Annotated in this window: 20 protein-coding genes; 2 read left to right on the forward strand and 18 right to left on the reverse strand. The window is 39.8% G+C overall.

Features of this window, described 5'->3' with window-relative positions; genetic code table 11:
• Positions 1-34: 34 nt before the first annotated feature.
• The 8 genes from LC040_10350 to LC040_10385 form a co-directional block, all read right to left on the reverse strand.
• Positions 35-1,339 (reverse strand): dihydrolipoamide acetyltransferase family protein, encoded by a 1,305-nt coding sequence (locus tag LC040_10350; GenBank protein WLR49711.1) that lies wholly within the window; start codon positions 1,337-1,339, stop codon positions 35-37.
• 48 nt (positions 1,340-1,387) lie between these two features.
• Positions 1,388-2,371, reverse strand: coding sequence for an alpha-ketoacid dehydrogenase subunit beta (locus LC040_10355; GenBank protein ID WLR49712.1), 984 nt, complete (start codon positions 2,369-2,371; stop codon positions 1,388-1,390).
• A 14-nt stretch (positions 2,372-2,385) separates the two neighbouring features.
• A complete protein-coding gene (locus LC040_10360; protein WLR49713.1) occupies positions 2,386-3,375 on the reverse strand; it encodes a thiamine pyrophosphate-dependent dehydrogenase E1 component subunit alpha in 990 nt (329 codons plus the stop codon).
• Between the two features lie 22 nt (positions 3,376-3,397).
• Positions 3,398-4,819 carry a dihydrolipoyl dehydrogenase gene (gene lpdA / locus LC040_10365; GenBank protein WLR49714.1) on the reverse strand — a complete coding sequence of 474 codons (1,422 nt, stop codon included), beginning with the start codon at positions 4,817-4,819 and terminating at the stop codon, positions 3,398-3,400.
• 16 nt (positions 4,820-4,835) lie between these two features.
• Positions 4,836-5,945 (reverse strand): butyrate kinase, encoded by a 1,110-nt coding sequence (gene buk / locus LC040_10370; GenBank protein WLR49715.1) that lies wholly within the window; start codon positions 5,943-5,945, stop codon positions 4,836-4,838.
• 132 nt (positions 5,946-6,077) lie between these two features.
• Complete coding sequence (gene bcd, locus LC040_10375) at positions 6,078-7,172, reverse strand: branched-chain amino acid dehydrogenase (protein WLR49716.1); 1,095 nt, start codon at positions 7,170-7,172, stop codon at positions 6,078-6,080.
• Positions 7,173-7,287: 115 nt separating this feature from the next.
• Complete coding sequence (gene yqiS / locus LC040_10380; protein ID WLR49717.1) at positions 7,288-8,193, reverse strand: phosphate butyryltransferase; 906 nt, start codon at positions 8,191-8,193, stop codon at positions 7,288-7,290.
• Between the two features lie 135 nt (positions 8,194-8,328).
• Complete coding sequence (locus LC040_10385) at positions 8,329-10,398, reverse strand: sigma 54-interacting transcriptional regulator (GenBank protein ID WLR49718.1); 2,070 nt, start codon at positions 10,396-10,398, stop codon at positions 8,329-8,331.
• A gap of 138 nt (positions 10,399-10,536) precedes the next feature.
• On the opposite strand from LC040_10385, the gene LC040_10390 reads away from it, so the two are divergent.
• A complete protein-coding gene (locus tag LC040_10390; GenBank protein WLR49719.1) occupies positions 10,537-10,770 on the forward strand; it encodes a DUF2627 domain-containing protein in 234 nt (77 codons plus the stop codon).
• A gap of 30 nt (positions 10,771-10,800) precedes the next feature.
• Here the strand turns inward: LC040_10390 and LC040_10395 are convergent, their stop codons facing one another.
• From LC040_10395 to LC040_10415, 5 genes are all read right to left on the reverse strand, one after another.
• Entirely contained in the window at positions 10,801-12,288 is a 1,488-nt protein-coding gene (locus LC040_10395; protein WLR49720.1) for a methyl-accepting chemotaxis protein, read from the reverse strand.
• A gap of 333 nt (positions 12,289-12,621) precedes the next feature.
• Positions 12,622-13,353, reverse strand: coding sequence for a glycerophosphodiester phosphodiesterase (locus tag LC040_10400; GenBank protein WLR49721.1), 732 nt, complete (start codon positions 13,351-13,353; stop codon positions 12,622-12,624).
• Positions 13,354-13,550: 197 nt separating this feature from the next.
• Positions 13,551-14,948 carry an aspartate kinase gene (locus tag LC040_10405; protein ID WLR49722.1) on the reverse strand — a complete coding sequence of 466 codons (1,398 nt, stop codon included), beginning with the start codon at positions 14,946-14,948 and terminating at the stop codon, positions 13,551-13,553.
• Positions 14,949-15,340: 392 nt separating this feature from the next.
• Complete coding sequence (locus LC040_10410) at positions 15,341-17,191, reverse strand: GAF domain-containing protein (protein ID WLR49723.1); 1,851 nt, start codon at positions 17,189-17,191, stop codon at positions 15,341-15,343.
• A gap of 46 nt (positions 17,192-17,237) precedes the next feature.
• Positions 17,238-18,815 (reverse strand): FapA family protein, encoded by a 1,578-nt coding sequence (locus LC040_10415; GenBank protein ID WLR49724.1) that lies wholly within the window; start codon positions 18,813-18,815, stop codon positions 17,238-17,240.
• 455 nt (positions 18,816-19,270) lie between these two features.
• Between LC040_10415 and LC040_10420 the strand changes: the two genes are divergently transcribed.
• Positions 19,271-19,435 (forward strand): hypothetical protein, encoded by a 165-nt coding sequence (locus tag LC040_10420; GenBank protein WLR49725.1) that lies wholly within the window; start codon positions 19,271-19,273, stop codon positions 19,433-19,435.
• A 112-nt stretch (positions 19,436-19,547) separates the two neighbouring features.
• On the opposite strand, the gene spo0A is transcribed toward LC040_10420, so the two are convergent.
• The 5 genes from spo0A to LC040_10445 form a co-directional block, all read right to left on the reverse strand.
• The gene (gene spo0A / locus LC040_10425) at positions 19,548-20,339 is read right to left on the reverse strand and encodes a sporulation transcription factor Spo0A (protein ID WLR49726.1); all 792 of its coding nucleotides are present in this window, start codon (positions 20,337-20,339) and stop codon (positions 19,548-19,550) included.
• A gap of 283 nt (positions 20,340-20,622) precedes the next feature.
• Positions 20,623-21,909, reverse strand: coding sequence for a SpoIVB peptidase (spoIVB, locus tag LC040_10430; protein WLR49727.1), 1,287 nt, complete (start codon positions 21,907-21,909; stop codon positions 20,623-20,625).
• A 143-nt stretch (positions 21,910-22,052) separates the two neighbouring features.
• Positions 22,053-23,780 carry a DNA repair protein RecN gene (recN, locus tag LC040_10435; protein WLR49728.1) on the reverse strand — a complete coding sequence of 576 codons (1,728 nt, stop codon included), beginning with the start codon at positions 23,778-23,780 and terminating at the stop codon, positions 22,053-22,055.
• Positions 23,781-23,805: 25 nt separating this feature from the next.
• Positions 23,806-24,255, reverse strand: a complete 450-nt coding sequence (gene argR / locus LC040_10440) for a transcriptional regulator ArgR (protein WLR49729.1) — start codon at positions 24,253-24,255, stop codon at positions 23,806-23,808.
• Between the two features lie 151 nt (positions 24,256-24,406).
• On the reverse strand, positions 24,407-25,246 hold the full coding sequence (locus LC040_10445) for a TlyA family RNA methyltransferase (protein ID WLR49730.1): 840 nt from the start codon (positions 25,244-25,246) through the stop codon (positions 24,407-24,409).
• Position 25,247 lies beyond the last annotated feature (1 nt).

Here is a 25,247-nt window from a genome sequence, read left to right on the forward strand (position 1 = left end):
CGCAGCTTCCTATGAAAGAAGTGCGGCTCAAATTCTAGTACACAGATGTATTTTCAGCAGTAATATTTTCAAGAATTTCTTTGACACGAGCTAGGAAGCGGCCACAAACAAGCCCATCTAAAACCCGGTGGTCAAGTGATAGACATAGGTTGACCATGTCACGAACGCCAATCATTCCGTTATCCATTACAACCGGACGCTTCACAATCGATTCAACTTGAAGAATCGCTGCTTGCGGATAGTTAATAATACCTGACGATTGAACAGAGCCAAATGAGCCAGTGTTATTAACGGTAAACGTTCCACCCTGCATTTCTGCAGATGTTAATTTTCCGGCACGAACTTTTTGAGCAAGCTCGGTAATTTCACGCGCAATACCTTTAATTGATTTCTCGTCTGCATTTTTAATTACAGGAACAAACAAGGCATCATCAGTTGCAACGGCGATTGAAATGTTGATGTCTTTCTTTTGAATAATTTTATCGCCAGCCCACATTGAATTCATCATTGGGAATTCTTTTAACGCTTGTGAAACAGCTTTCACGAAGAACGAGAAGAATGTTAGGCTGAAACCTTCTTTTTGTTTGAAGTCATTCTTAATCGTATTGCGGTAGTTAACAAGGTTTGTCACGTCTACTTCTACCATTGTCCATGCATGTGGTGCCTCATGCTTACTGCGAAGCATATTTGCAGCAATTGCTTTACGAACGCCAGAAACAGGAATTTCAACATCACCTGCTGCAACTGGAATATCTGCGCTTTTTGCTGCAGGTTGTTCCTTCGATTGTACTGGCTGCTGGACTTCTTCTTTTTGAACAACAGGCTCTTGCGCAGGAGCCTTCGCTTCACCTGCTTTTGGAAGATCACCTGAGTCAATTAGCTTCTGAAGGTCTTTGCGCGTTATGCGGCCGCCTTTTCCAGAGCCTTGTACTTGTTCTAAATCAATACCATGCTCTTGTGACATACGTAGTACTGCTGGTGAGTAACGGCGCTTGTTTGATTGATCTGATTGTTCTTCAGCAGATGCTTCCTGAGCTTGGGGCTGTGCTGTTCCCTCTGCCTTCTCAGCAGGCTTCTCTGCTTTAGTTGTTGCTCCGCCTTCTGTTTCGATATAACAGATAAGCTCGCCTACTTCAATTGTGTCGCCTTCATTTGCGACAAGCTCTTTAATCGTTCCGGCAAAAGATGATGGTACCTCCGCCGTTACTTTATCTGTTTGAACCTCAGCTAGTGGGTCATACTTTTTCACAGTGTCACCAACAGATACAAGCCAATTTTCAATTGTACCTTCTGTTACACTTTCCCCTAACTGTGGCATTGTAATTTTTTCAACAGCCAATGGAAAAGACCTCCTTCAATTTAACTGCTTTTACTTCATACTTTTATATTAAAATTCAGCAAGCTCACGCATTGCTTTTTCAACTTTGTCTGGGTTAACCATAAAGTATTTCTCCATTGTCGGTGCATACGGCATTGCTGGGACATCTGGACCTGCAAGGCGTTGAACTGGTGCATCTAGGTCAAACAAGCAGTTCTCAGCAATAATCGCAGACACTTCACTCATGATGCTTCCCTCAAGATTATCCTCTGTTACTAATAATACTTTACCTGTTTTCGCTGCAGCTTCAATAATCGCTTCTTTATCAAGTGGATACACTGTACGCAAGTCAAGAATATGTGCTGAAATGCCATCGTTTGCAAGCTTCTCAGCTGCTTGTAGTGCAAAGTGAACACATAAGCCGTATGTGATAACAGTAATGTCATCGCCTTCACGCTTTACATCAGCCTTACCGATCGGCAATGTATAATCATCCTCAGGCACTTCGCCTTTAATAAGACGGTATGCACGCTTATGCTCGAAGAAAAGCACTGGGTCATCATCACGAATCGCTGCTTTTAATAAGCCTTTCACATCATATGGCGTAGATGGCATGACAATTTTCAAGCCAGGTTGATTAGCAAACACTGCCTCAACTGATTGGGAGTGATACAATGCACCGTGGACGCCGCCGCCGTATGGAGCACGGATTGTAATTGGACAATTCCAGTCATTGTTTGAACGATAACGAATTTTTGCAGCTTCCGAAATAATTTGGTTGACCGCAGGCATGATAAAGTCAGCGAATTGCATTTCCGCCACTGGACGCATTCCGTACATTGCAGCACCAATCCCCACACCAGCAATTGCAGATTCTGCTAATGGTGTATCAATGACGCGGTGCTCACCGAACGTATCATACAGCCCATGCGTCGCGCGGAACACGCCACCTTTTCTCCCAACGTCTTCACCAAGAACGAAGACATTTTCATCGCGCTCCATCTCTTCATACATCGCGCGTGTAACTGCTTCTATATATGACATAACCGGCATAATGATCTCTCCTCCTATTCAGCGTATACGTATTTCATTGCGCTTTCTGCATCAGCATAAGGTGCATTTTCTGCATAGTCTGTTGCTTCATCAACAAGCTGTTGAACTTTTTCATGAAGCTCTTTTTCTTGCTCGTCTGACATAATGCCAACTTCTTTTAAGTACTTGGCAAACGTAATAATCGAGTCTTTTTTCTTTTCCGCTTCAATTTCATCTTTCACTCGATAACGGTCATCGTCGTCACTAGAGTGTGGTGTTAAACGATAAGAAACCGTTTCAATAAGTGTTGGACCGTCCCCGCGTCGGCCGCGATCAGCTGCTTCTTTTACCGCCTCAAATACAGCAAGCGGGTCGTTTCCATCTACTGTAATACCAGGCATTCCATAACCGATTCCGCGATCTGAGACATTTTCACACGCTAGCTGGCGATCGATCGGTACTGAAATAGCATATTTATTATTTTCACACATAAAGATAACCGGCAGCTTGTGTACACCTGCAAAGTTTGCACCTTCGTGGAAATCACCTTGGTTAGATGAACCTTCACCGAAAGTAACAATTGAAACAATGTCATCACCGCGCATTTTCCCAGCAAGTGAAATTCCTACGGCATGCGGAACTTGTGTTGTAACTGGAGAAGAGCCTGTTACGATACGATTTTTCTTTTGACCAAAGTGTCCAGGCATTTGACGTCCACCTGAGTTCGGGTCTTCAGCCTTAGCAAAACCAGAGAGCATCACTTCTTGCGCTGTCATCCCGAATGCAAGTACAACCCCTAAGTCACGGTAGTATGGAAGTGCATAGTCCTTCTTACGATCTAAAGCAAACGCCGCTCCTACTTGGGCTGCTTCTTGACCTTGACATGAAATAACGAAAGGAATCTTACCAGCACGGTTTAACAACCACATACGCTCGTCAATCTTACGTGCTAATAGCATTGTTTCGAACATTTCCATTACTTGCTCATCACTTAAACCTAATGCTTGATGACGATTTTCCGCCATAGTTTCTACCTCCTCAAAATAATTAGGAATGAATTGCTTTTCCGTCTACTGCAAGTGCCGCTTCACCAATTGCTTCCGCTAAAGTTGGATGCGGATGAATTGTATGCGCTACTTCCCAAGCTGTTGCGTCAAGAACACGAGCAAGACCTGCTTCTGAAATCATATCTGTCACATGAGGTCCAATCATATGAACACCAAGTAAATCTTCTGAATCTTTATCGGTAACAAATTTCACAAAACCGTCAGCCTCGCCAAAGACAAGTGCTTTACCGATGGCACGGAATTGAAATTTACCCGTCTTCACATCATAGCCAAGGTCTTTTGCCTCTTCTTCTGTAAGGCCAACACTCGCAACCTCTGGGTTAGAATATACACATTTTGAAACCATTGAGTAATCGATTGGGTCACACTTTTCACCAGCGATATGTTCCACTGCAAGAATACCTTCATGTGAAGCAACATGGGCAAGCTGCATGCCACCAATGACATCACCAATTGCGTAGATGTGTGACTCTTTTGTTTGCATATAATCGTTCACTTTAATAAAGCCGTTTTCCACTTCAATATCAGTATTTTGTAGACCGATATCTTCTGAATTCGCTTGACGTCCAACAGAAACAAGTAGTTTCTCAGCAGAAAATGATTTTTCTTCACCTTTATGCTCTGCTTTGATGGTAATGCCATCACCTTTTTCTAACGTATCTGGAAGCACCTTTGCACTTGTTACAAGGTTGATGCCTTTCTTCTTCATTAGACGCTGCATTTCTTTCGATACTTCTTTGTCTTCAGTAGGAAGAATGCGGTCGGCATATTCAATGACAGTTACCTCTACACCGAAATCATGGAGCATCGATGCCCACTCAATACCGATCACTCCGCCGCCAACAATGACAATAGATTGAGGAAGATTTTCAAGTTGAAGGGCTTCATCTGATGTCATCACATAGTTGCCGTCTACTTCTAAGCCAGGTAATGTACGGGGACGTGAGCCTGTCGCTACAATTACATTGCTTGGAATTAACATGTCATTTTCACGACCGTCACTGTATTCAACAGAGATAGTGCCAGCTGTAGGCGAGAAAATCGAAGGTCCTAAGATACGTCCTAATCCTTCATATATGTCAATTTTCCCTCTTTTCATTAATCCTTGCACACCTTGGTGAAGTTGGTCTACAATCCCTTGCTTCCGCGATTGAACCTTTGCAAAATCAAGCTTCACATCATTTACGATGACACCGAAATCTTCTCCGTGCTTTGTGGTTGCATAGACTTCTGCACTGCGAAGCAATGCTTTCGATGGAATACATCCTTTATGAAGACAAGTACCGCCTAGTTTCCCTTTCTCCACAATTGCTGTTTTTAAGCCAAGTTGAGAAGCTCTAATTGCAGCAACATAACCGCCGGTACCCCCGCCAAGGATGACGAGATCATAATTTTCAGCCATTGCTTGTTCCTCCTTCTTATCGTTTAACCTTCGTTTGTGTTATTGGGTTTGGATATTGCTTTGCGTTTTCTTCACCGTTCAATACGCGCAAGCCGCCTTCTGCAAGTGCTTGTAATTCATTTTCACCTGGTTGGACGTTTACATCCGCAATCCACTCTATTCGTTTCACAATTTCATTTACAAAGTCTTTTCCATACGCTAATCCGCCTGTTAAGATAATGGCATCAACCTGACCTCTTAGAACAGCACTAGCTGAACCAATTTCTTTCGCAATTTGATAAGCCATTGCGTCATAGACAAGCTTTGCGTTGTCGTCGCCATTTGCAATCCGCTTCTCAACCTCAACAGCGTCGTTTGTACCTAGATAGCCAACTAATCCGCCTTTTCCAACAAGCATTTTCATAATTTCGTCCATGTAATATTGCCCAGAAAAACACATAGAGACAAGGTCACCCGCCGGAATCGTTCCAGCCCGTTCAGGACTAAATGGACCATCACCATGTAAACCATTGTTTACATCCACAACACGACCATACTCATGAACCCCTACCGTTATTCCTCCGCCCATATGCGTGACAATAAAACGGCAATCTTCATATTTTTTATTCATTTCTTTTGCAACACGACGTGCTACTGCTTTTTGATTTAACGCATGAAAAATACTACGGCGTTCAATCTTCGCAACACCAGAAATGCGAGCAAGCTCTTGTAGCTCGTCGACCACTACAGGGTCAACAATATATGCTGGAATGTTCAAGCCACTGGCAATTTCATGTGCTAATATGCCGCCCAAGTTCGATGCGTGTTCACCTGCATAGCCTGCACGCAAGTCTTGAAGCATCACATTATTCACGGTATATGTACCGCCTTCAATCGGTCGAAGTAAACCGCCGCGTCCAACAACTGCGTCTAATTTGGAAATATTCATTCCTTCGTGATCAAGTGCTTCAAGGATCACTCGTTTACGGAAATCATATTGTTCAATAATTGAACCGAACTGTTCAATTTCTTCCGATTCATGACGAATTGATTGTTCTAAAACAATATGATCATTATCGAATACGCCAATTTTGGTCGAAGTCGAACCGGGATTAATGACTAACATTCTGTATTCTCGTTGCTGCAACGTTTGACCCTCCAATAGTACACAACGCTTTTCACTTTCATGCGTTGTCCGTATTCTTTTCAGGTCTTCTGCCCTCACTTCGTCCGAAGACAGAAGCCCGTTTCCCTCAGATTCTTTCCAACCGTGAGTTGATTAGCGGCGGCTAAGAATATGATGACCATTCATTAAAAATTGACTGCGTGATTTTCTTAAGCCTTGAATGCGCTCTTCAGCCATTTTATCTGCTGCTTTGTATGTTGGAAGATTGTCACGTTTCGCTATCTCAATTACACGCTCAATATTGTCATATACCATTTCAACCTTTTTCATTGCACGCTCACGATTATATCCGTATAATTCGTCTGCTACATTGATTACACCACCAGCATTAATAACATAATCAGGTGCATATACAATGCCCATTTCATGTAACTTATCGCCATGACGTTCCTCTTTCAATTGGTTGTTCGCAGCACCTGCTACTACTTTTGCTTTCAATTGTGGAAGAGTTTCATCATTAATAGTTGCTCCTAACGCACACGGTGCATAAATGTCACAATCTACACCGTAGATTTCGTTTGGCTCAACCGCTTTTGCCCCAAAGTTATCCACTGCACGTTGGACAGCTTCTTTGTTAATATCAGTTACAATTAAGCTCGCACCTTCTTCATGCAAGTGTTTACATAGATTGTACGCTACGTTTCCTACACCTTGAACAGCAATTGTTTTTCCTTCAAGTGAATCATTGCCAAAGGCTTCCTTTGCCGCTGCTTTCATCCCACGATATACACCGTAAGCAGTTACTGGTGAAGGGTTTCCAGATGAACCGAATGCAGGAGAAATACCTGTCACATAACTTGTTTCTTCATGGATTAAATCCATATCTGCAACTGTAGTACCGACATCTTCTGCTGTAATGTAACGACCGTTTAATCCTTGAATGAAACGACCGAATGCGCGGAACATTTCTTCATTCTTGTCTTTGCGCGGATCACCAATAATAACTGTTTTACCTCCACCAAGGTTTAAGCCAGCTGCTGCATTTTTGTAAGTCATCCCTTTTGCTAGACGAAGTGCATCTTCAATTGCTGCTGCTTCACTTTCATACGTCCACATACGTGTTCCGCCTAGAGCAGGCCCAAGTGTTGTATCGTGAATGGCAATAATTGCTTTCAACCCTGATTGTTCATCTTGACAAAATACCAACTGTTCGTAATCATACTTCTCCATATATTTAAAGATTTCCATGCTTTGCTCCTCCTCATTGATGATAAAAATATTTTTTTCATTCCATAGGTCATACTTCTATAATTAGAAGGAACCGGGACAAGGGTATGCCCCGAATTCCATTGTTACACAAAAGTTACTTCGCAGAACAAACAGCAAGAGCAAGAGAGTGAAGCTTACTCTCAGCTGAATCAGCTCGTGATGTTAATACAATCGGTGCTTGTGCTCCTGCAATGACTGCTCCTACTTTTGCCTTTGCAAAATAGATTAAGGATTTGTACAGTGCATTGCCTGTTTCAATAGCAGGTACAAGTAAAATATCTGCTTGGCCTGCAACATCTCCAGCGATTCCTTTATGTTCAGCTGCATGCATCGATACAGCGTTATCGAGCGCAAGCGGTCCATCAATTAAACAGTTTTTAATCTGACCACGGTTGTTCATTTGTGTCAGAGCCGCTGCATCTAGAGTGGCTTCCATATTCGGGTTAACAACTTCCACTGCTGTGATAGGTGCAACCTTCGGCATATCGACTCCAATCGCTCGCGCCACTGCCACCGCATTGTCGACGATTTTTGCCTTTTCCTGAAGTGTAGGCGCAATATTCATCGCTGCATCTGTAATGAAAATTAAGCGATCGAATCCGTCGATTTCAAATGCAGCTACATGAGAAAGGACGCTATTCCCTGCTCGTAAACCCCATTCTTTATTTAAAACTGCTCGAAGAATAACAGCAGTCGGAATCATCCCTTTCATCAACACATCTGCTTTCTTTTGGCTAACAGCTTTTACAGCCATCTCAGCAGCTTCTTTTCCATTTGAAGCCGGTATAATTTCTAAATGGCTGTGTGCCGAGGCATCTACTTGATGCTCTTCTAGCAACGACCGAATCTCTTCTTCACTCCCGTAAAGCTGAAAACGTGCTAAGTTTTCTTGCAGTGCCATCAGCACCGCTTCAATGACTTCACGGTCTTCCGCTGCTGCGACTGCAACAGTCTTCTGTTTGTCTTGGGTTGCTTTTTGAATTAATGCAGACAATTTCATCTTTCTTTCAACCCTTTCTATTTCACTCACTTTTTATAATGCAAAAAACGTGCCAACTTCCCCATTTATGAAAACGCTTTATTTAAGCCGTTTTCCGAGCAAACCAACTCTGCAAATCAATGCATAGTACGCAAATTATTGCATGCTATTATTTGCAATTTCATACTTATCGAGTTTGTAATATAAATTCCGAATGGAAATACCTAATTTCTTAGCTGTTTTTGTTTTGTTCCCCTGACAACGTTCCAGTGTTTCAGAAATAACATGTTTCTCGTAGTCTTCCACTAATTCATTTAAAGTATCGCTTCCATCAATTTGCATGTTTGGCTGTACTTGCATCGTTTTACCTGTTTTGATATTCAAATCGGGTATGTGCTTTTCATCAATCATTACTTCATTGAATTGCATATTAATAATGGCTCGTCCAAGAATGTTTTCAAGTTCCCGAACATTCCCCGGCCAATCATACTCTTTCAGATAACGCAAAGCTTCAGACGTTAAGCCTTCTACATTTCTTCCGTAATCCTGATTTATCTTTTGAATAAGATGATCACATAATGCTTGGATGTCTTCTTTTCTTTTACGAAGCGATGGAATGTGGATCGGCAATCGGTTCAACCTGTAGTATAAGTCTTCCCTGACTGTTCCATCCGCCATCCCCTTTTCGAGGTTGACATTCGTAGCTGCAATAACACGGACATTGATCGGAATCGCTTTCGTACCTCCGACACGTACAATCTCATTCTCTTGAAGCACACGAAGCAGCTTTGCCTGTGTATTTGCTGACAATTCACCGATTTCATCTAAAAAAATGCTGCCATTGTTTGCCTCTTCAAATAAACCACGCTTGCCGCCGCGTTTTGCACCTGAAAAAGCTCCTTCTTCATAACCGAACAACTCACTTTCAAGCAATGTTTCTGAAATTGCCGCACAATTGACCCGGATGAATTTGTTGTACTTTCGGTTACTACCGTTATGAATGGCATGTGCAAATAACTCTTTCCCTGTTCCTGACTCCCCGCGGAGCAGAACCGTTGCAGGTGTTTTCGCGCCGAGCTTTGCTTGTTCAACCGCAAATTTCATTTCTTCTGATTCACCAATAATGTCATCAAACGAATATTTCGCTTCTAGCGTACGAATGATTTGTCTTGCTCTGCGAAGCTCTTTTGTTAATTCTTTGATTTCTGATACATCATGAATAACGCCAACGCTTCCTTTTAGCTTCCCATCCACAATAATAGGGGCGACGTTTACAATCACATCTTTCTTGTGCGGACCAACACGCATTCTTGTCCCACGCACAGCTTTTCGTGTTTTTAACACTTGCATGTGCATACTTTCCCCTTCAGAAATATCAGTTGTGGCAGGCTTGCCGACTACATCTTCCTTTTCAAGTCCAGTAAGACGAGTATAGGCTCGGTTGATGATTATTCCCTTACCATGTTCATCAACGACAGAAATAGCTTCATCTGATGATTGAATAATCGCTTCTAGCATCGTTTGGATATCTTTTAAATTGGTAATTTCAGTTGCCAAATCGACAACTTCTGTAATATCCTTGAATACCGCAATCGCACCGATAACTTTTCCCTCATTACTCATCATCGGTATTCGTGTCGTAATAATTTTTGTCCCGTCTTCTAGCACTTGTTCTTTATTCATTTCGGACTGTTTAGTAGTCAGTACTCTTGGCAGCTTGCTGTTTGGTATAACTTCTGTTACAGATCTGCCGATTACTTCTTCAAATTGAAGCTTCATCATTCGCTCTGCAGCTTTGTTAATGAGGATTAAATTTTCCTTTGCATCAATCGCCACCATGCCATCATGGGTTGCATTTAAGATCATATCTTGCATATATGATTGATTTTTCAACGTTTCGATTAACGTTTCTTTCTCTTCCATTAATTGCGCTGTAATATACGCAACCGAACCAGGAATCACAACCATATTATTTCCACGATGTTTCACAAGTGACTTAAACACATGTTCATCCCCTGTTGCTTCAACGATGACATCCACTTCATCATGTAATAATTCCTTCCAATCCCCTCCTGTCTGAATATTTAATTGCTTTGCAAGTTTCATCCCAGGTGCTTCCATATTTATATCGGCTATTGCAACCACATTCGTTGCATTTGTTTGATTAAACATTTTTAAAATTGCTGTGCCACCTTTGCCAGCTCCCACAATTAATACATTTTGCACAATCGTTCTCCACTCCTTTGCAACTTTTGCATGCAAAACATTGCATACTTTGATCATAGCTTGAAAAGTGGGACTTGACAATCTTCCAAAAATTTATCATGCTCAAATATAGAAAACAGTAAGAGAAGGGATAAAAAAATGAAACGAATTCTCGCCTTGTTAATTATGTTAATTCCCGGTTTCGGAGCAGGGTATGGTATAAAGTTAATGCGTGATATGGTTTTTGGCATCCAACAACCACCATTTCCATTTCTTTGGATACAATTTTTGATTGGTCTGCTTCTATTTCTTGTAGGATTAGGCTTTGTCGGTGGGTTTATTCTTTATCGCGACCGTAAACGAAACAAAGTTCAAGGAAAATTCCAACGTTAAAAGGAGCGCCCATATAGGCACTCCTTTTTTTTACTTTGTTATCTTAAATTGGTTAACTTGTTCTTGTAAATGATCAGCCATATTTGCGAGCATTTGCGAAGCAGCGTTAATTTCTTCCATCGTCGCCATTTGTTCCTCTGACGCTGCGGCTACTTCCTCTGTATCACCCGCAGATACTCCTGCAAGGTTCGAAATCTCATCTGCATTTTCTACAATTCTTGTCGCGTCATCATTAATTTGCTTAATTGCGCCTGTTAAACTTTCCATTTCATGATAGACGTCATTGACTGATTGTTTAATTTTCCTGAATGATTGCCCAGCTGTGCTGACAACTGCGCCACCCTCAGACACTGCTTTTGAACTTTCTTCCATCATATAAGAAGCATCTTTAATTTCATCATTAATCATTAAAATAAGGTCGGCAATTTCAGAAGCTGCTTTCCGTGACTGCTCAGCAAGCTTGCGTACTTCTCCAGCTACAACTGCAAAGCTTTTACCTTGTTCACCTGCACGTGCTGCTTCGATTGCTGCATTCAACGCAAGAAGGTTTGTCTGTTCACTTATATCAGTAATGGTCGTAATAATTCCCATGATTGACTTAGACTGACCACCAAGTTCTCGAATGACTTCCTCAGTTTTACGTACTTTCGTTGTAATGTCTTCCATTTCTTCAACAACTTCTGCTAAGTTACTAGCTCCTTCTTCTGCAAATTGAGAAGCAATTTGAGCATCTTCCTTCACTTGACTTACGTTATTTTTCGTTTGTGAAATGGCGCCCGAAATATCATGAATCGATTCAACGACCACTCCCACTCGCTCAACTTGGTCTTGAGAGCTTCGCGAAATCTCTTCGGCTGCACTAGCAATTTGCTCAGAAGCTCGTGTATTCTCACCTGCGCTAGCTGTTAACTCTTCCGACGAGGCAGCTACTTGCTCAGATGCTTCATGAATTTCCGTTAAAATGCCTTTCAACTTCTGAATCATGCTATTATACATAACCGAAATTTGTCCAACTTCATCTCTAGAATAAACCGGGACTCCAACCGTTAAGTCACCTTCCTCTGCTTTTTTCATAGCTTCAACGACTGATTTAATCGGTTTTGTAATTTGATTCACAATGAATGCCCCAGCTAGAACTGCTGCTATTGCACCGAGAATACTAATAATAAACATGTCTCTTTCAATTTTATTCGTACTCTTCAACATGTCATGAAGGTAGCTGGAAACCGCAAAAATATGGCCATTTGGCAATTCATGAAATGCTGCCACCTTCATTTCACCTTTCCACTCATATTCAATGTAACCATTTTTTTGTTTGATAATTTCTTGCATGAATTCATATTCCATCAGATTCGTGCCAACTAATTGTTTATCTGGATGGAAGATCGTATTGGCCTCTGAGTCTACAATATATCCATATCCATCTGAACCCTGTGCCTCATAATAATTTTTCTTCATATCCTCTAATAGGCCTTCTACGATCTGTCGTTCTTCCTCTGTAATCTCTGTGTCAGTCATATATTCACCGATTTGTTCAGCCTTGATGCTGACGATATAATTTAAGTCTTGTTTTGTTAATTTGTATATCCCCTCTTTCGAATTGTAGCTTAAGAACCCCGCCGCTAATAGCGGAAGTAACGTAACGACTAAAATTGTAAGAAGTAATTTTATTTTTATTGAAGCGTTTTTCGCAACCCCCCATTATACCCCTCCCTGTTAATCTACAAAACTCATACTAAGACTAAAATACGATAGATCAGGGAAAAATTCTATAATTTTCATAATATTTATACAATATAGCCCGTAATATACTACTTATTACCTAGACCTTTAAACATAACGAGCACCAGTTTAGGATAAAATTAAGTCATTGCGAAGTTGAACGGCTTTTTCTGGATAATCAGTAATAATAGCATCAACTTTAGCATGGATCAGCCGTTTCATTACCTCTACCTTATTTACCGTATACGGTCTAACCGCTGTTTCATGCATATGAGCATGCTCAATAAAATGCTTATCGACGTGCCGCCATTTCGGATGCAATGCAGTTATCCCTAATTGATTAGCATACACCCATGGCGCAACAAGACTGTCAGATAGCAGTAACGCCGTTTCATATTCTGGATTAGAACGAGTAATTTTAACAATGCTCTCATGATTAAACGATGAAAGAATAATCCGCTCAGCATTTCCGTACTTTCTCAGTAGCAGAATTAAACGTTCTTCCATTCCTTTGTATGGAAAGACGTTATTTTTCAATTCAATATTCAACCAAATCGGCTTATCACTTGCCCATTGAAGCACTTCCTCTAGTGTCGGAATTGCTTGAGACGTGACAGTCGACCATCTTGCGGCCGCATTGATACTGCTTATCTGCGCAAAGGTTAAATCTTTCACATACCCGCTTCCATCTGTCGTTCTATTTACTGATTCATCGTGAAGTACGACTAATTCACCATCTTTTGTTTGCTGCACATCCAATTCAATACCATCTGCACCAGCTTCATAAGCCGCTTGAAAAGAAATCATCGTATTTTCTGGATAATCTGCCGCAGCTCCGCGGTGCCCGAAAATTTTCGTCATTTCCCTCGCCCCTTCACTACTATTCCTATTACACCTTTCCTTCCATTATACAAACGAAACGGTTATTGTATATTAAAATAAGACTTCAATCCTGAATCAAAACAAAGAGATGTGAGCGATGCTAGAGCTTGCCAATCACCCAGTCACTTTTCCGCATAAAAAAAGCCCGGTTTATTTAAAAACCGGACTTTTCACGATTATTTCACTTCCATAACCGCAGGAATTAATTCTTCTTTTTTGCTATATTCACCGTAATATTCTTTATAAAGAGAACGCACAGCTTCTGCAGCGTCTGCTTCCTTAACAGCAAACATCATACTAACCTCAGAAGAACCTTGGTTAATCATTTCAATGTTAACACCTGCACGTGCAAATGCCGCTGTCGCTTTAGCAGAGATACCAATTTGTTGAGTCATTCCTTCCCCAACAACCATAACCATCGCTTGGTCATGCTTAATGGATACACTGTCAACTTGAAGTTCTTCTTTAATCCGCTGTAATACACGTTCTTCTTTGTCATTAGTAAACTGATTTTCTCGTAGAATAACAGATGTTTCATCAATTCCTGAAGGCATATGCTCATAAGAAAGTTCTTCTATTTCAAGAATTTCTAGTAAACGGCGACCAAAGCCGACTTCACGGTTCATCAAGTATTTGCTGACATGAATGCTGCAAAAACCACTGTCAGCCGCAATCCCAACAATAGGATTTTTCGTATAATCGCGTTTTGATACAACAAATGTACCTCGTGCTGATGGATTATTTGTATTCTTAATGCATACTGGAATACCTGCACGGAACGCTGGAATAAGTGCTTCATCATGGAAAACAGAGAAGCCTGCATAAGAAAGCTCTCGCATTTCCTTGTATGTTAATTCTTCAATTGCTTGTGGGTTTTCCACAATCGCAGGGTTTGCACTAAAGACAGAATCAACGTCTGTAAAGTTTTCATATAACTCTGCGTTAACGCCTGCTGCCACAATCGAACCGGTAATATCCGATCCTCCACGTGAGAAAGTTACAAGCTCACCCTCAGGAGAATATCCAAAGAAGCCTGGAACAACCAATACGCCGCTTCGCTCACGTAAAGCTTTCAAATTTTCAAATGTTTCAGGAAGAACTTGCGCTTTTCCAGGCTCATCACTTACAATAATGCCTGCATCCTGTGGATTCACGTAGTGCGCTTCAACACCAAGATGATTTAAATACTCGGCAAACAACTTAGCATTGTTATCTTCTCCACTTGCCTTAATTCGGTCCATAAAACGTTGTTCATTTGTACGGTCCGCATCTTTAAGAGAGTTAAGATTTGCACGGATTTCATCAATAATCCCGCTTGTAAGACCTAGTTCAGCTGCAATTGCATTATAACGGTCAACAATGTCTTGTAGTTCATTTTCAGCGTCTTGCTCTGCTAGTAGCTTTTCACCATATTCAATCAAGAGATCCGTCGTTTTCGTATCTCCTGAAAACCGCTTACCTGGAGCAGAAACGACTACAACTTTACGATTTGAATCAGCCATAATAATATTGGCTACTTTTTTAAATTGTTCTGCACTTGCTACAGATGTACCACCAAACTTAGATACTTTCATCTTCTTTTCTCCACCCACTTCTTTCGTTCTTCGGTTTTTTGTAATGTTACAATATTAACATATTCTCCAAAAAATAGAGAGAGGGAATGCACAATTTTCAAAAAACTTATCTGTGCAATTTCCGCCTTGTTTTCAAATAACCCATTACCCTTAAATTAAAATTATAAACCCATTTACCCTTTTTAGCACGAAAAATTGAAAAAAGCAGATTAAGAAAAAATGAAGTTCCCTCTTAAATAAACTTGCCAATTAGTCAAGTTCTTATAGCGTAAAATTGGCGCTTAGCTACCCATATACTAAACTTCCAAACCTACGCTAACTTCTTTACTGCAAAAAAGAGTATCTTAAACAGATACTCTTTCAACATCCTACTATATATAATTAAACATAAATTAGCACAGTTTTGCAAATGGCTTTTCTGTTACTGCATCCAAAGTTGTTGGATTTTCTACCTTAATCCAGCTTTCATCCTTTTCCTCGTCGTAACTAACCAAGAAGACATAGTTTCCGATTACAAACGCTTTTTCCAGGCTTGTTACCGCGATTCCTAAATCTTCAATTGTCGTTTCGATAAAAGGTGAGGTATGAATTTGCTTAATGAAAACATTAAACGTCAAACCAAACATTTCAGCATCATCTATTTTTTCCCGAACCGTTTGTTTTAAAGCAAATTCTGGATCAATTTCACATGATTCTTGCGCTTGTTCAGCGATAGCCATTTGATAAGCAATTGGTGAAATATGCGTGGCGATTGTATCAATTAACAAAATTTCTTCATCCTTTAGATTGTCTTTCGTTTCTAGAACGACAATGCTGCCAAATAACTCAACTTCTCGCCCTTCATCTAAATGATTATCAATACAAATTGGGGCAAACACAAAGCCATTTGTTTCTCCTAATCTTTCGATAAACGATTCATCTTCAAAATAGGCGTTCAGATGGTGAGCAGAATAATTGTATACGGTTTCAACTTCCGATTCGTCTACTAAATTTTCCCCAAACGGCACGACTTGGTCAAGGGTTTCCTCCAGCCCAATTGTATACTGAACTTCAAATTCATCTGCATCATTTCGTTCACATATAAACGCCTTCTTAACACCATAACCGAGCGACAATGTTTGTAGTGTTAAGCTATATAGTTCTTCTTTTGTTTTACATGAAGTAATCGTTCTCACAAGATGATTTAACGTAGAAAGTACATCGTATTTCCGCTCCGCTTGTTCTTTTTGAGTCGAAATTTGTTCAAAAAGTGTCGCATTCGTAATGCCGATATAGGTGGTAGAAGCAAGTGATTCGATAAGTTCAAATTCTGTCTTACTATACTCTTCACCTGTTACAGAGTCGCCAAGTGTAACCACTCCAAGAATTTCACCTTTTACAATAAGTACAATATAAGTAGCTTCAAGTCTTGCTAATTCCTCATAATTTTTAAAAATACTCTTGATTGTCTCGGCATCGCGTTCCATATGAAGAACAATATTTGATGAAGTGTATGTTCGCGTATGCAATTCTAGCTCTGTATAATAAGAGGTGAAGGAGTTGACATTACGGTAGCCCGAAATTTTGATTTTTTTCAATACTGGATCATATATACCGAAGGATGTAACCTTACTACCGGCAACCTCGCTAAACACGTCAGTGGCAATCGCATATAAAGAATCTAAATTTAATTCTGACAAAAGAGCTTTTGTACTTTGATTCACAATTAATAGGTTAAAGATTTTGCGGTCCAGCTCTGAGTTCACGTCTCTTAAATCAAGCAAACGTTGATTGTTTTCTAATGAGTGGTTAATTAGGCGCATTAATGCGTCACTAACTTTCAAGTCTTCTGCTTCAAACTCTCCATCTTTCTTTCCATTAGAAACAATGTAGCCTGCGAGTTCTGTATCGATTATTAACGGCACAACCATTTTCATGTCGAAGCGCTCTATTTCTTCTTGGTCAAAATACTCATGAATATTGGCTGTGAGAATACGACCGTGAAACAGCGGCAGCTCGTCAAGCTTTCGGTTCGTTCGCATACGGTGGTGAAGTAAATCATATTGCTTTTGTTTCTTCAAAACAAAGTAGTTACCTTCTCTTACAAACAATGCAGAAGCTTTCAAATGATACATCTGGTTTGTGAATTCGAACGCATAGTCAAGGATTTGCTCAATATGAAAACGCTGCGAAAATAGATCAATCGCATTCAGCAAAAGTTTGAAACGATACATGTTCTTTCCGTCTTTTGTTTCCATCATCATCCCCCGATTTCTTAATCCCTTTTCAAATAGCTTATCCCCATAAAGCTTATTCGAAATGCAATTCTTTCCCAAGTGCAAAGAAGGTGCCTGTTGTATTACGATTAAGTTTTTTCTTTAAGTCTTTAATCTCAAGCATCACTTCAGGATATGCCTGCTGTAGAATCGTTACTTGACCTTCTCCTTTTGTTTCAAGCATTCTCATTAACGTCTTTCGATATTGCTCAATGTTAGCGATTTCTGTCATTAGCTGTTCATATTTCTCTAAGTGCTTATCATAATCTTTGCGCTGACTTTCCTCTAATTGATCAAGAAAACTTTCAAAAATCTCAAGCTGCCTTTTTAACACTTCAACCTCTTGAACAAGTGTCTTATAATGCACCAGCAATTCATTTAATTCTTCTTTAATTGCATTGCGATCAAAACCTTGAACATTAATCTGTGTCTTTCGCTCCATCTTATTACCGATGTAAGCGGATGTAACTTTCCCTTTTGCTTCAATTTGTCCGCCAATAATCTTGCCTTTCTTATCATCTGTGCTTACATTTGTTGCTTGCAAGAAGCTGCCAATCGAGTAGTAGCCAATATTAATGTCCTCACCAGCATACAAATTACACTCATTTGCATGCTTTAAATAAATATTTCGCTTTGCACGAATTACTGTACTTCCTTGGCCAAACACGCCACCTTTAATAAAGACGTCACCATTCCGTGATTCAATATGCTTTGCTCCACGGATACCAAGCTCACTTAAAATTGAAACATCACTCGTGGCAACCACCGAAAACCCCGCTTGTACAGTCCCGCGAACTTCCACACTTCCTTCAAATTCAATGTTTCCCGTCTCAACGCCGATATCTCCATCAATCGTTAAGTGTGTACCGATTGAAACTTTGCCATCTACTACTTTTACAACGCCTTCAGTTTTTGCTCGAAGTACCGTCTTACCGCCTTCTTTAACAGCTGCTACGGTCTTTTTGTCGTAGCTTAAGCGACGGTCTTTCCCTTTTTTAGGAGTCAAAAATTCTCCGGTTACTGTTCTGCCTGGAAAACCGTCTGTTGGTTCAATCTTTTCACCAAGCCAAGCCCCTTTTTCCACCTCATCAATAAAATTCATGTCGTAATAATCGGCATTTCCATCTTCACGAATTTTCGGTTTTCGCTCAGCTAATTCATAATAGCGGACAATGGCATCATCGCCGTTAACAGGTTCTACCCCTTCAGCTACAACTAACTCTTTCTTCGTTATATCAGGATTACTTAACACCTCAACCTTAATGCCGTCCTTCACTCGTTGTTCCCGAAGGAGTTCAATCATCATTGATTTGTATCCATTTATATTTGAAAGAAATGTTTCTTCTGTTTCATTCACCTTTACCTTCGCCTGCATTTTATCCTTTGTAATTGTAATGGATGCTACAGGCTTGAGCTTTCCAACCTCAACTTCCTCTCCACTTGCCTCTTCTAGTGCTTTGCGCAAATTCATGAATTTGCTGATTTCTAACCGTGGATGTTTTTGGAGAAGCTGGTTAAAATCCTGCAACAAAAAACCTGCACGATTTACAAGAATGTACAACTTTCCATCTGTTTCTGTCATCGTAAAATAATCGTTCTTCAGAATCTCCATTCTTTCCAATCCTTTCCGCAACGCAGATCGCTCTATGTACCTCTTAGGAAAACTTATGTTAGCCAAGCTGCATTTCTTTAACCAGCCGCAAGTAATTTCTCTGCTCTTGGCTGATTCACCTTCAAGGTTTCCTCTTACTCTTTATTATCGTAAAAAATTCCTATTCTGTTTAGATTTTACCATTAAAAATCATAACTGGTGACGACAAATAAAATATAAGTAAAATTTCCTATTCATTTTCATTTATGCTTCTTAAAAAAGATATTTCTTAAAACTATAAACTTATTATAAAAATTCATACTAATTATATAGACCTATGTTTAAGTGTGAAATTTTTCATGGTTTATATTGATTTTTCATCATTTTACACATACAATTATTGTTATAAATTTTATTTATTAGCAAATAAAAGAGACTTTAGAACTGTTTTTATTGCAAGTCAAAGGGGGAGCAGGATGAACGAAGGGGATAAGTCACTTATTTTTAATTGGTATCTCTATTTTGATCAAGTGTTAAAGGGACATAATGATAAGATTCGTCCAATGTTAGAAAAAAAGGTAGAAGACCATTTTGGAAAAGGTACGCATTATCTTCAATACGTAAATGAGCTACTTAGATAGAAAATGAAAGCACCTCTTACTGGAGAGGTGCTTTTCTTTTTATTATATAAAATTTTTGGTCTAGAGGTAATTTAAATTCTCCTAAAACTTTAAATTAGGAGGGATCATCCTTTCAAGAAGCCATATGCTCTAGGCGCAGCTTATCAGCCACCATTGCGATAAACTCCGAATTAGTAGGCTTTGCTTTTGTAACACTAACTGTATAACCAAAAAGATTTGAGATTGATTCAATATTCCCTCGGCTCCATGCTACTTCAATCGCATGACGAATTGCACGCTCAACCCGGCTTGCCGTTGTATTGTATTTCTTTGCAATATCTGGATACAACACTTTCGTAATTGACCCTAACAATTCAATATCTTTATAGACCATTGAAATCGCTTCACGGAGATAGAGATAACCTTTAATATGTGCAGGTACGCCAATTTCATGAATAATACTGGTGATATTGGCATCTAAGTTTCGTTCTTTATTTACTGGTGCAGATGAATGGCGCGATGAAATTGGGCGTTTAGTAATAGAGGAACTTTTTCCACTTACTTGGCGAATATGGCTTATCAAGTTTTCCATATCAAATGGTTTCAAAATAAAATATGAGGCACCTAGCTCTACCGCTTTCGTTGTTACATCTTCTTGACCAAAAGCTGTCAACATAATGACATTAGGTAACTGCGGCATATTGATTTCTCGAATCTTTTCTAAAACAGCTAAACCGTCAAGATGTGGCATAATAATGTCCAACACCAGTACATCAGGTGTTTTTTCCTTCAACATTTCCAAACATTCTTGACCATTATACGCAACACCAATCACTTCCATATCATCCTGTTTGGCAATGAACTCTTCTAGCAAACCAATGAGTTCCCGATTGTCATCTACTAAACACACTTTAATTTTACTCAAGCTTTGTTCCTCCCCAGAAAAATTTGTGCCTAAGATCTATTCTAGAAAAAACTTTCGACAATGCAATACGAATTCCTTTTTATTTTAAAAAATTTCATAAAAACCCATTATTTGCTACACAATTCTTCTTATTTCTTAACTTTTCGAGTGAATTCGACTATACCCTAATCTTACTTCAGAGTCACCTTTTTTGTCACGTGTTCCGTTACCGAATAAAAAACTGTCGACTTTATAACAAAAAAAACAGTTGTACTGTTAAAATAGCACAACTGTTTATAAAAAATTAACCGGCGATTTTCTTATTTTCTTTATATATGTCAATTCCTGCTTCATGGAGCATCCATTCGATATGAACTCCGTAGCCTGATGTCGGATCATTCACAAATACGTGGGTAACTGCACCAATCAGCTTCCCATCTTGAATAATTGGGCTTCCACTCATGCCTTGTACGATACCGCCTGTCTTATCTAAAAGTCGTTTGTCGGTGATTTTGATTACCATCCCTTTAGTAGCAGGGAACTTTTGTGGAACAGTGCTGACTATTTCAACATCAAATTCCTGTACTTGATCATTCTCGACAACGGTTAAAATCTTTGCAGGCCCTTCCTTCACTTGATGTGACATCGCAATTGGCATCGGTTCATTTCTAAGGTTATTGTTAATGTCATCGTTTAGAACGCCGAAGATACCAAATGGGCTGTTTCGTGTAATATTGCCAAGCACTCGCTTGTCTTCTGAAAAACGCGCAAGTTTTTCACCAGGCACGCCGCCCTTTCCTTTTTCAATTGAGGTCACGGTTGAACGAACAATCTCTCCATCATGAACTAGGATTGGCTTTTTTGTATCCATGTCAGAGATTACATGACCTAGTGCACCGTATTTTTTTGATTTTGGGTCATAGAAGGTCATCGTACCAATTCCAGCGGCAGAATCACGTATATAAAGCCCCATACGGTAATTCGTTTCATGCTTGCTTTTCACTGGTGTTAATTGGGTTTCGAACTGCTTACTTTCCCGCTTTACTACTACTTCCACTGATTTACCTTCTTTACCTGCTTGTTGCACAATCGGGGCGACATCTCCCATTTCTTCGATCTTTTGGTCATTCATCTGAAGAATAATATCACCAACTTCAATACCTGCATTTTCACCTGGTGACATCTTCCCATTATCTGTAACAATTAAATGGTGTCCTACCACAAGAACACCAGCTGTATTTAGTTTTACACCGATCGATTGCCCACCCGGAATTACTTTAAAATCAGGGTGAACCTTTACATCAACTTTCTTAAGCGGAACATCTCCCATTTCAAGAACCATAAGGGCTTCCCCGCTTGTTTTCGCTTCACCAGAAAGTTGTTTTTGATCATTTGTTTGAACGGCAAAAACGCTTTCATTATCCACCTTTGCACTAACTGGTAAAGATGTAACAGCAAACTGTTCACCTTCAAACAGGTGCAACTCATTTGGAATCGAAAAATATTCGTTTGCTTGCTTGCTAAAACCGAATACAATGCAAGAAACAAGGAGAAATACACCGATTATTCGTCTTAATACATCTATTCTCAAGCTTTCTCACTCTCCTCGCTTCCAGTCATCACCAACATACGTAACGGCTTTTTCTCTTTTGCATGCCGTAATAATAACTTTTCCTTAGCACGGTCGAAATATAACTGCTCAAAAAGAAAAAGCTATCCAGCAGGATAGCTTTTTTATGCATTCGCTTTAATCTCTTCTGCAAGCTCCAAAAGTTCTTGCGCATGCTGTCGTGTTAGCTCCGTCACTTCTACACCTGATATCATGCGTCCAATTTCTCTTATTTTTTCTTCTTCATTCAGCTCTTGAACAGAGGTAGTTGTTCGTTCTGCCTCCATTTTCTTTGAAATATATAAATGAGTATCAGCCATTGCAGCGACTTGTGGCAAGTGTGAAATACAGAGCACTTGTGAACCAATAGAAACGCGATGAATTTTCTCGGCAATCGCTTGAGCTACCCTGCCACTTACACCAGTATCCACCTCATCAAATATAATTGAAGTAATACCTTGATGCTCCGAAAAAATGCTTTTTAACGCAAGCATAATCCGTGAAAGCTCCCCACCTGATGCAACCTTTGATAAAGGTTTCAGTGGTTCTCCTGGATTTGTCGATATGTAAAAGTCGACTTGGTCAATTCCTTTTCGGCCAAATTGGACAGGCTTTCCTTCCAGCTCAACATTTTCATGGTCCCCTTCTTTTCGGTCAAATTCTACCGAGAAGGTTGTCTTCTCCATATACAATTCTTGAAGCTCATGATGAATCATTGCTGTTAATTGAACAGCTGCTTCTTTTCGAAGCTTTGATAAATGCTTTGCTTCAACTAATAAATCTTCTGCAACACTATTTAATTCTTTCTTCAGCTTATCTAAATGTACATCTCGATTTTCAATTTCATCAATTTCTTCTTCAATTTTTGCTGCATATTCTAAAATTTCTTCAACAGATGTCCCATACTTTTTCTTAAGCATATTGATTTCACTTAGTCGTGATTCAATAAAATCAAGACGCTCTGGGTCATATTCAAGCTCTTCTAGCTGATCTCTTAATGAAAAAGATGCTTCTTCAAGCAAATAAAAGCTGTTTGCGACTTGTTCACTCATCAATTTCAAATCTTCGCTAAGCTCTGCGACATCTTCTAACTGGCTCATCGCAAGGCCAACCCAGTCAAGGCCCCGTTGCTCGCCACTTAACGCCTCATAGCTATTTTTAAGTGATTGATGTACCTTTTCAAAGTTCGCTAATTGATTCCTTTCATTCATCAGCTCTTCATCTTCGTTCAGTTTCAGCTTTGCATTTGAAATTTCCTCAAGCTGAAATTGGATTAGATCAAGCCGATGAGCAAGCTCTTGTTCATTTTCATTATAGGATTTTAATTTTTTTTGTAGTTTTACATAACTCTCATAAATATCAGTATACTCATTTAACGTTTCGCTAATGCGATTATGAGCAAACTCATCTAACAGCATTAGATGTCTTTCACTATTCATCAAATCCTGATGCTCGTGCTGACCGTGGATATCAACAAGAGTCTGGCCGACTTCACGAAGGATCGCAAGGGTGACAAGCTTCCCATTAATTCGGCAAATACTTTTTCCCTTGCTTGTCATATCCCGCTTTAACACAATTTGTCCTTCTTCAATTTCAATGCCTAGCTCTGCTGCTTTCTTATAACAAGGATGTGAATCTTCTTCAATCAGAAAGAGTCCTTCAATTTCAGCCTTTTGCGTACCATGTCTGACAAACTCATAAGACCCTCTTCCACCGATAAGCAAACCAATCGCATCAATAATAATCGATTTTCCAGCACCTGTTTCCCCAGTTAAAACCGTCAAACCTTCATCAAAGGAAACGGTTAACCCTTCAATAATTGCAAAGTTTTTAATCGATAATTCTGCAAGCATGCTGCACCAACCTTTTTATTATCTTTTACAGCATTTCTAAGAAGCGTTCTGTAATCTCTTCTGTATCCTTTTCTGAACGACAAATGATAAGTATCGTGTCATCACCACAAATTGTACCTAATATTTCTTCCCAATCCAAATTATCTATTAATGCACCAATTGCATTTGCATTTCCCGGCAATGTCTTCATAACAAGCAAATGACTTGCCGAATCAATACGGACAAATGCATCCATTAGAGCTCGTTTTAATTTTTGTAGCGGGTTAAAGCGTTGATCGGCTGGAAGGCTGTACTTATAGCGGCCATCCATCATTGGAACTTTAACAAGATGAAGCTCTTTAATGTCACGAGATACAGTCGCTTGTGTGACATTAAAGCCTGCATTTTTCAAGCGGTCAACAAGTTCATCTTGTGTCTCAATATCATTATTTGTAATCAATTCTCGAATTTTAATATGGCGTTGCCCTTTATTCATCTTTACACCTCTTTTACCTAACCTGCATTTACATTACCCTTATGTTATACGATTTTGTATAAGTTGTACATTTTATGTGACAAAGTGTGAGCGTATCGAGCCCAGCCTTAAAGGTTCTTTATATTTCGAAAAAAACGGGTAACGCTTAAAATCAGCTGTTACCCGCTCCGTTTGTTTTCTTGAGGTTGTCATGTGCCTCCTGTACAATTTGACTCGGAATGAAAGCTTTCATTGACCGCTTCTCAGACGGCTTCCAGCATAGATGCAATAGAAATTCAATATTTCCATCACCGCCTGTAATTGGTGAGTAGGAGGCATCCATTATAGAGTAGCCAAGACCTTGAGCAAAATCACCGATTTCGGTTAAGACTCGTTCATGAACAGCCTTGTCACGGACAATCCCTTTCTTCCCAACTTCATCCCGACCTGCTTCAAATTGAGGTTTAACAAGTGTTACGACATCACTGTCTTCTTGCAAAAGCTCTTTTAAGACAGGCAGGATGAGACGAAGAGAAATAAACGACACGTCAATTGTAGCACTGTTCGGCTGCCCCTCTGTTAAATCATCCAACGTAACATAGCGGAAGTTTGTCCGTTCCATTACTACAACGCGCTCATCTTGACGTAGCTTCCATGCCAGTTGATTGTAACCGACATCTAAAGCATATACCCTGCTTGCCCCGTTTTGAAGAGCACAATCTGTAAAACCGCCTGTTGAAGCGCCGATATCAATCACTGTTTTTTCTTTCATCGTTAAGTCGAATACTTTTAATGCTTTTTCAAGCTTAAGTCCGCCGCGACCGACATAAGGAAGCACACGCCCTTTAATTTCAATTGCGACTTCATCTTTTACTTTAACACCTGGTTTATCTACACGTTGACCATCGGCAAAAACGATACCTGCCATAATCGAACGTTTTGCTTTTTCTCTCGTTTCGAAAAATCCTTGCTCTACAAGTAATATATCGATTCGTTCTTTCTTACCTGCCATG

Origin of the sequence: Bacillus tianshenii (assembly GCA_020524525.2) — a bacterium.
Lineage (GTDB): Bacteria > Bacillota > Bacilli > Bacillales > Bacillaceae_N > Bacillus_AV.

Bases quoted from the DNA above. Each gene is read 5' to 3' on its own strand.
- LC040_10400 (WLR49721.1), bottom strand. From the start codon at position 13,353: ATGACGAAAATTTTCGGGCACCGCGGAGCTGCGGCAGATTATCCAGAA.
- LC040_10415 (WLR49724.1), bottom strand. From the start codon at position 18,815: ATGGAGATTCTGAAGAACGATTATTTTACGATGACAGAAACAGATGGA.
- LC040_10405 (WLR49722.1), bottom strand. From the start codon at position 14,948: ATGAAAGTATCTAAGTTTGGTGGTACATCTGTAGCAAGTGCAGAACAA.
- LC040_10355 (WLR49712.1), bottom strand. From the start codon at position 2,371: ATGCCGGTTATGTCATATATAGAAGCAGTTACACGCGCGATGTATGAA.
- LC040_10420 (WLR49725.1), top strand. From the start codon at position 19,271: ATGAACGAAGGGGATAAGTCACTTATTTTTAATTGGTATCTCTATTTT.
- LC040_10360 (WLR49713.1), bottom strand. From the start codon at position 3,375: ATGGCGGAAAATCGTCATCAAGCATTAGGTTTAAGTGATGAGCAAGTA.
- lpdA (WLR49714.1), bottom strand. From the start codon at position 4,819: ATGGCTGAAAATTATGATCTCGTCATCCTTGGCGGGGGTACCGGCGGT.
- argR (WLR49729.1), bottom strand. From the start codon at position 24,255: ATGAATAAAGGGCAACGCCATATTAAAATTCGAGAATTGATTACAAAT.
- LC040_10410 (WLR49723.1), bottom strand. From the start codon at position 17,191: ATGATGATGGAAACAAAAGACGGAAAGAACATGTATCGTTTCAAACTT.
- yqiS (WLR49717.1), bottom strand. From the start codon at position 8,193: ATGAAATTGTCTGCATTAATTCAAAAAGCAACCCAAGACAAACAGAAG.
- LC040_10395 (WLR49720.1), bottom strand. From the start codon at position 12,288: ATGACTGACACAGAGATTACAGAGGAAGAACGACAGATCGTAGAAGGC.
- bcd (WLR49716.1), bottom strand. From the start codon at position 7,172: ATGGAAATCTTTAAATATATGGAGAAGTATGATTACGAACAGTTGGTA.
- LC040_10390 (WLR49719.1), top strand. From the start codon at position 10,537: ATGAAACGAATTCTCGCCTTGTTAATTATGTTAATTCCCGGTTTCGGA.
- LC040_10445 (WLR49730.1), bottom strand. From the start codon at position 25,246: ATGGCAGGTAAGAAAGAACGAATCGATATATTACTTGTAGAGCAAGGA.
- recN (WLR49728.1), bottom strand. From the start codon at position 23,780: ATGCTTGCAGAATTATCGATTAAAAACTTTGCAATTATTGAAGGGTTA.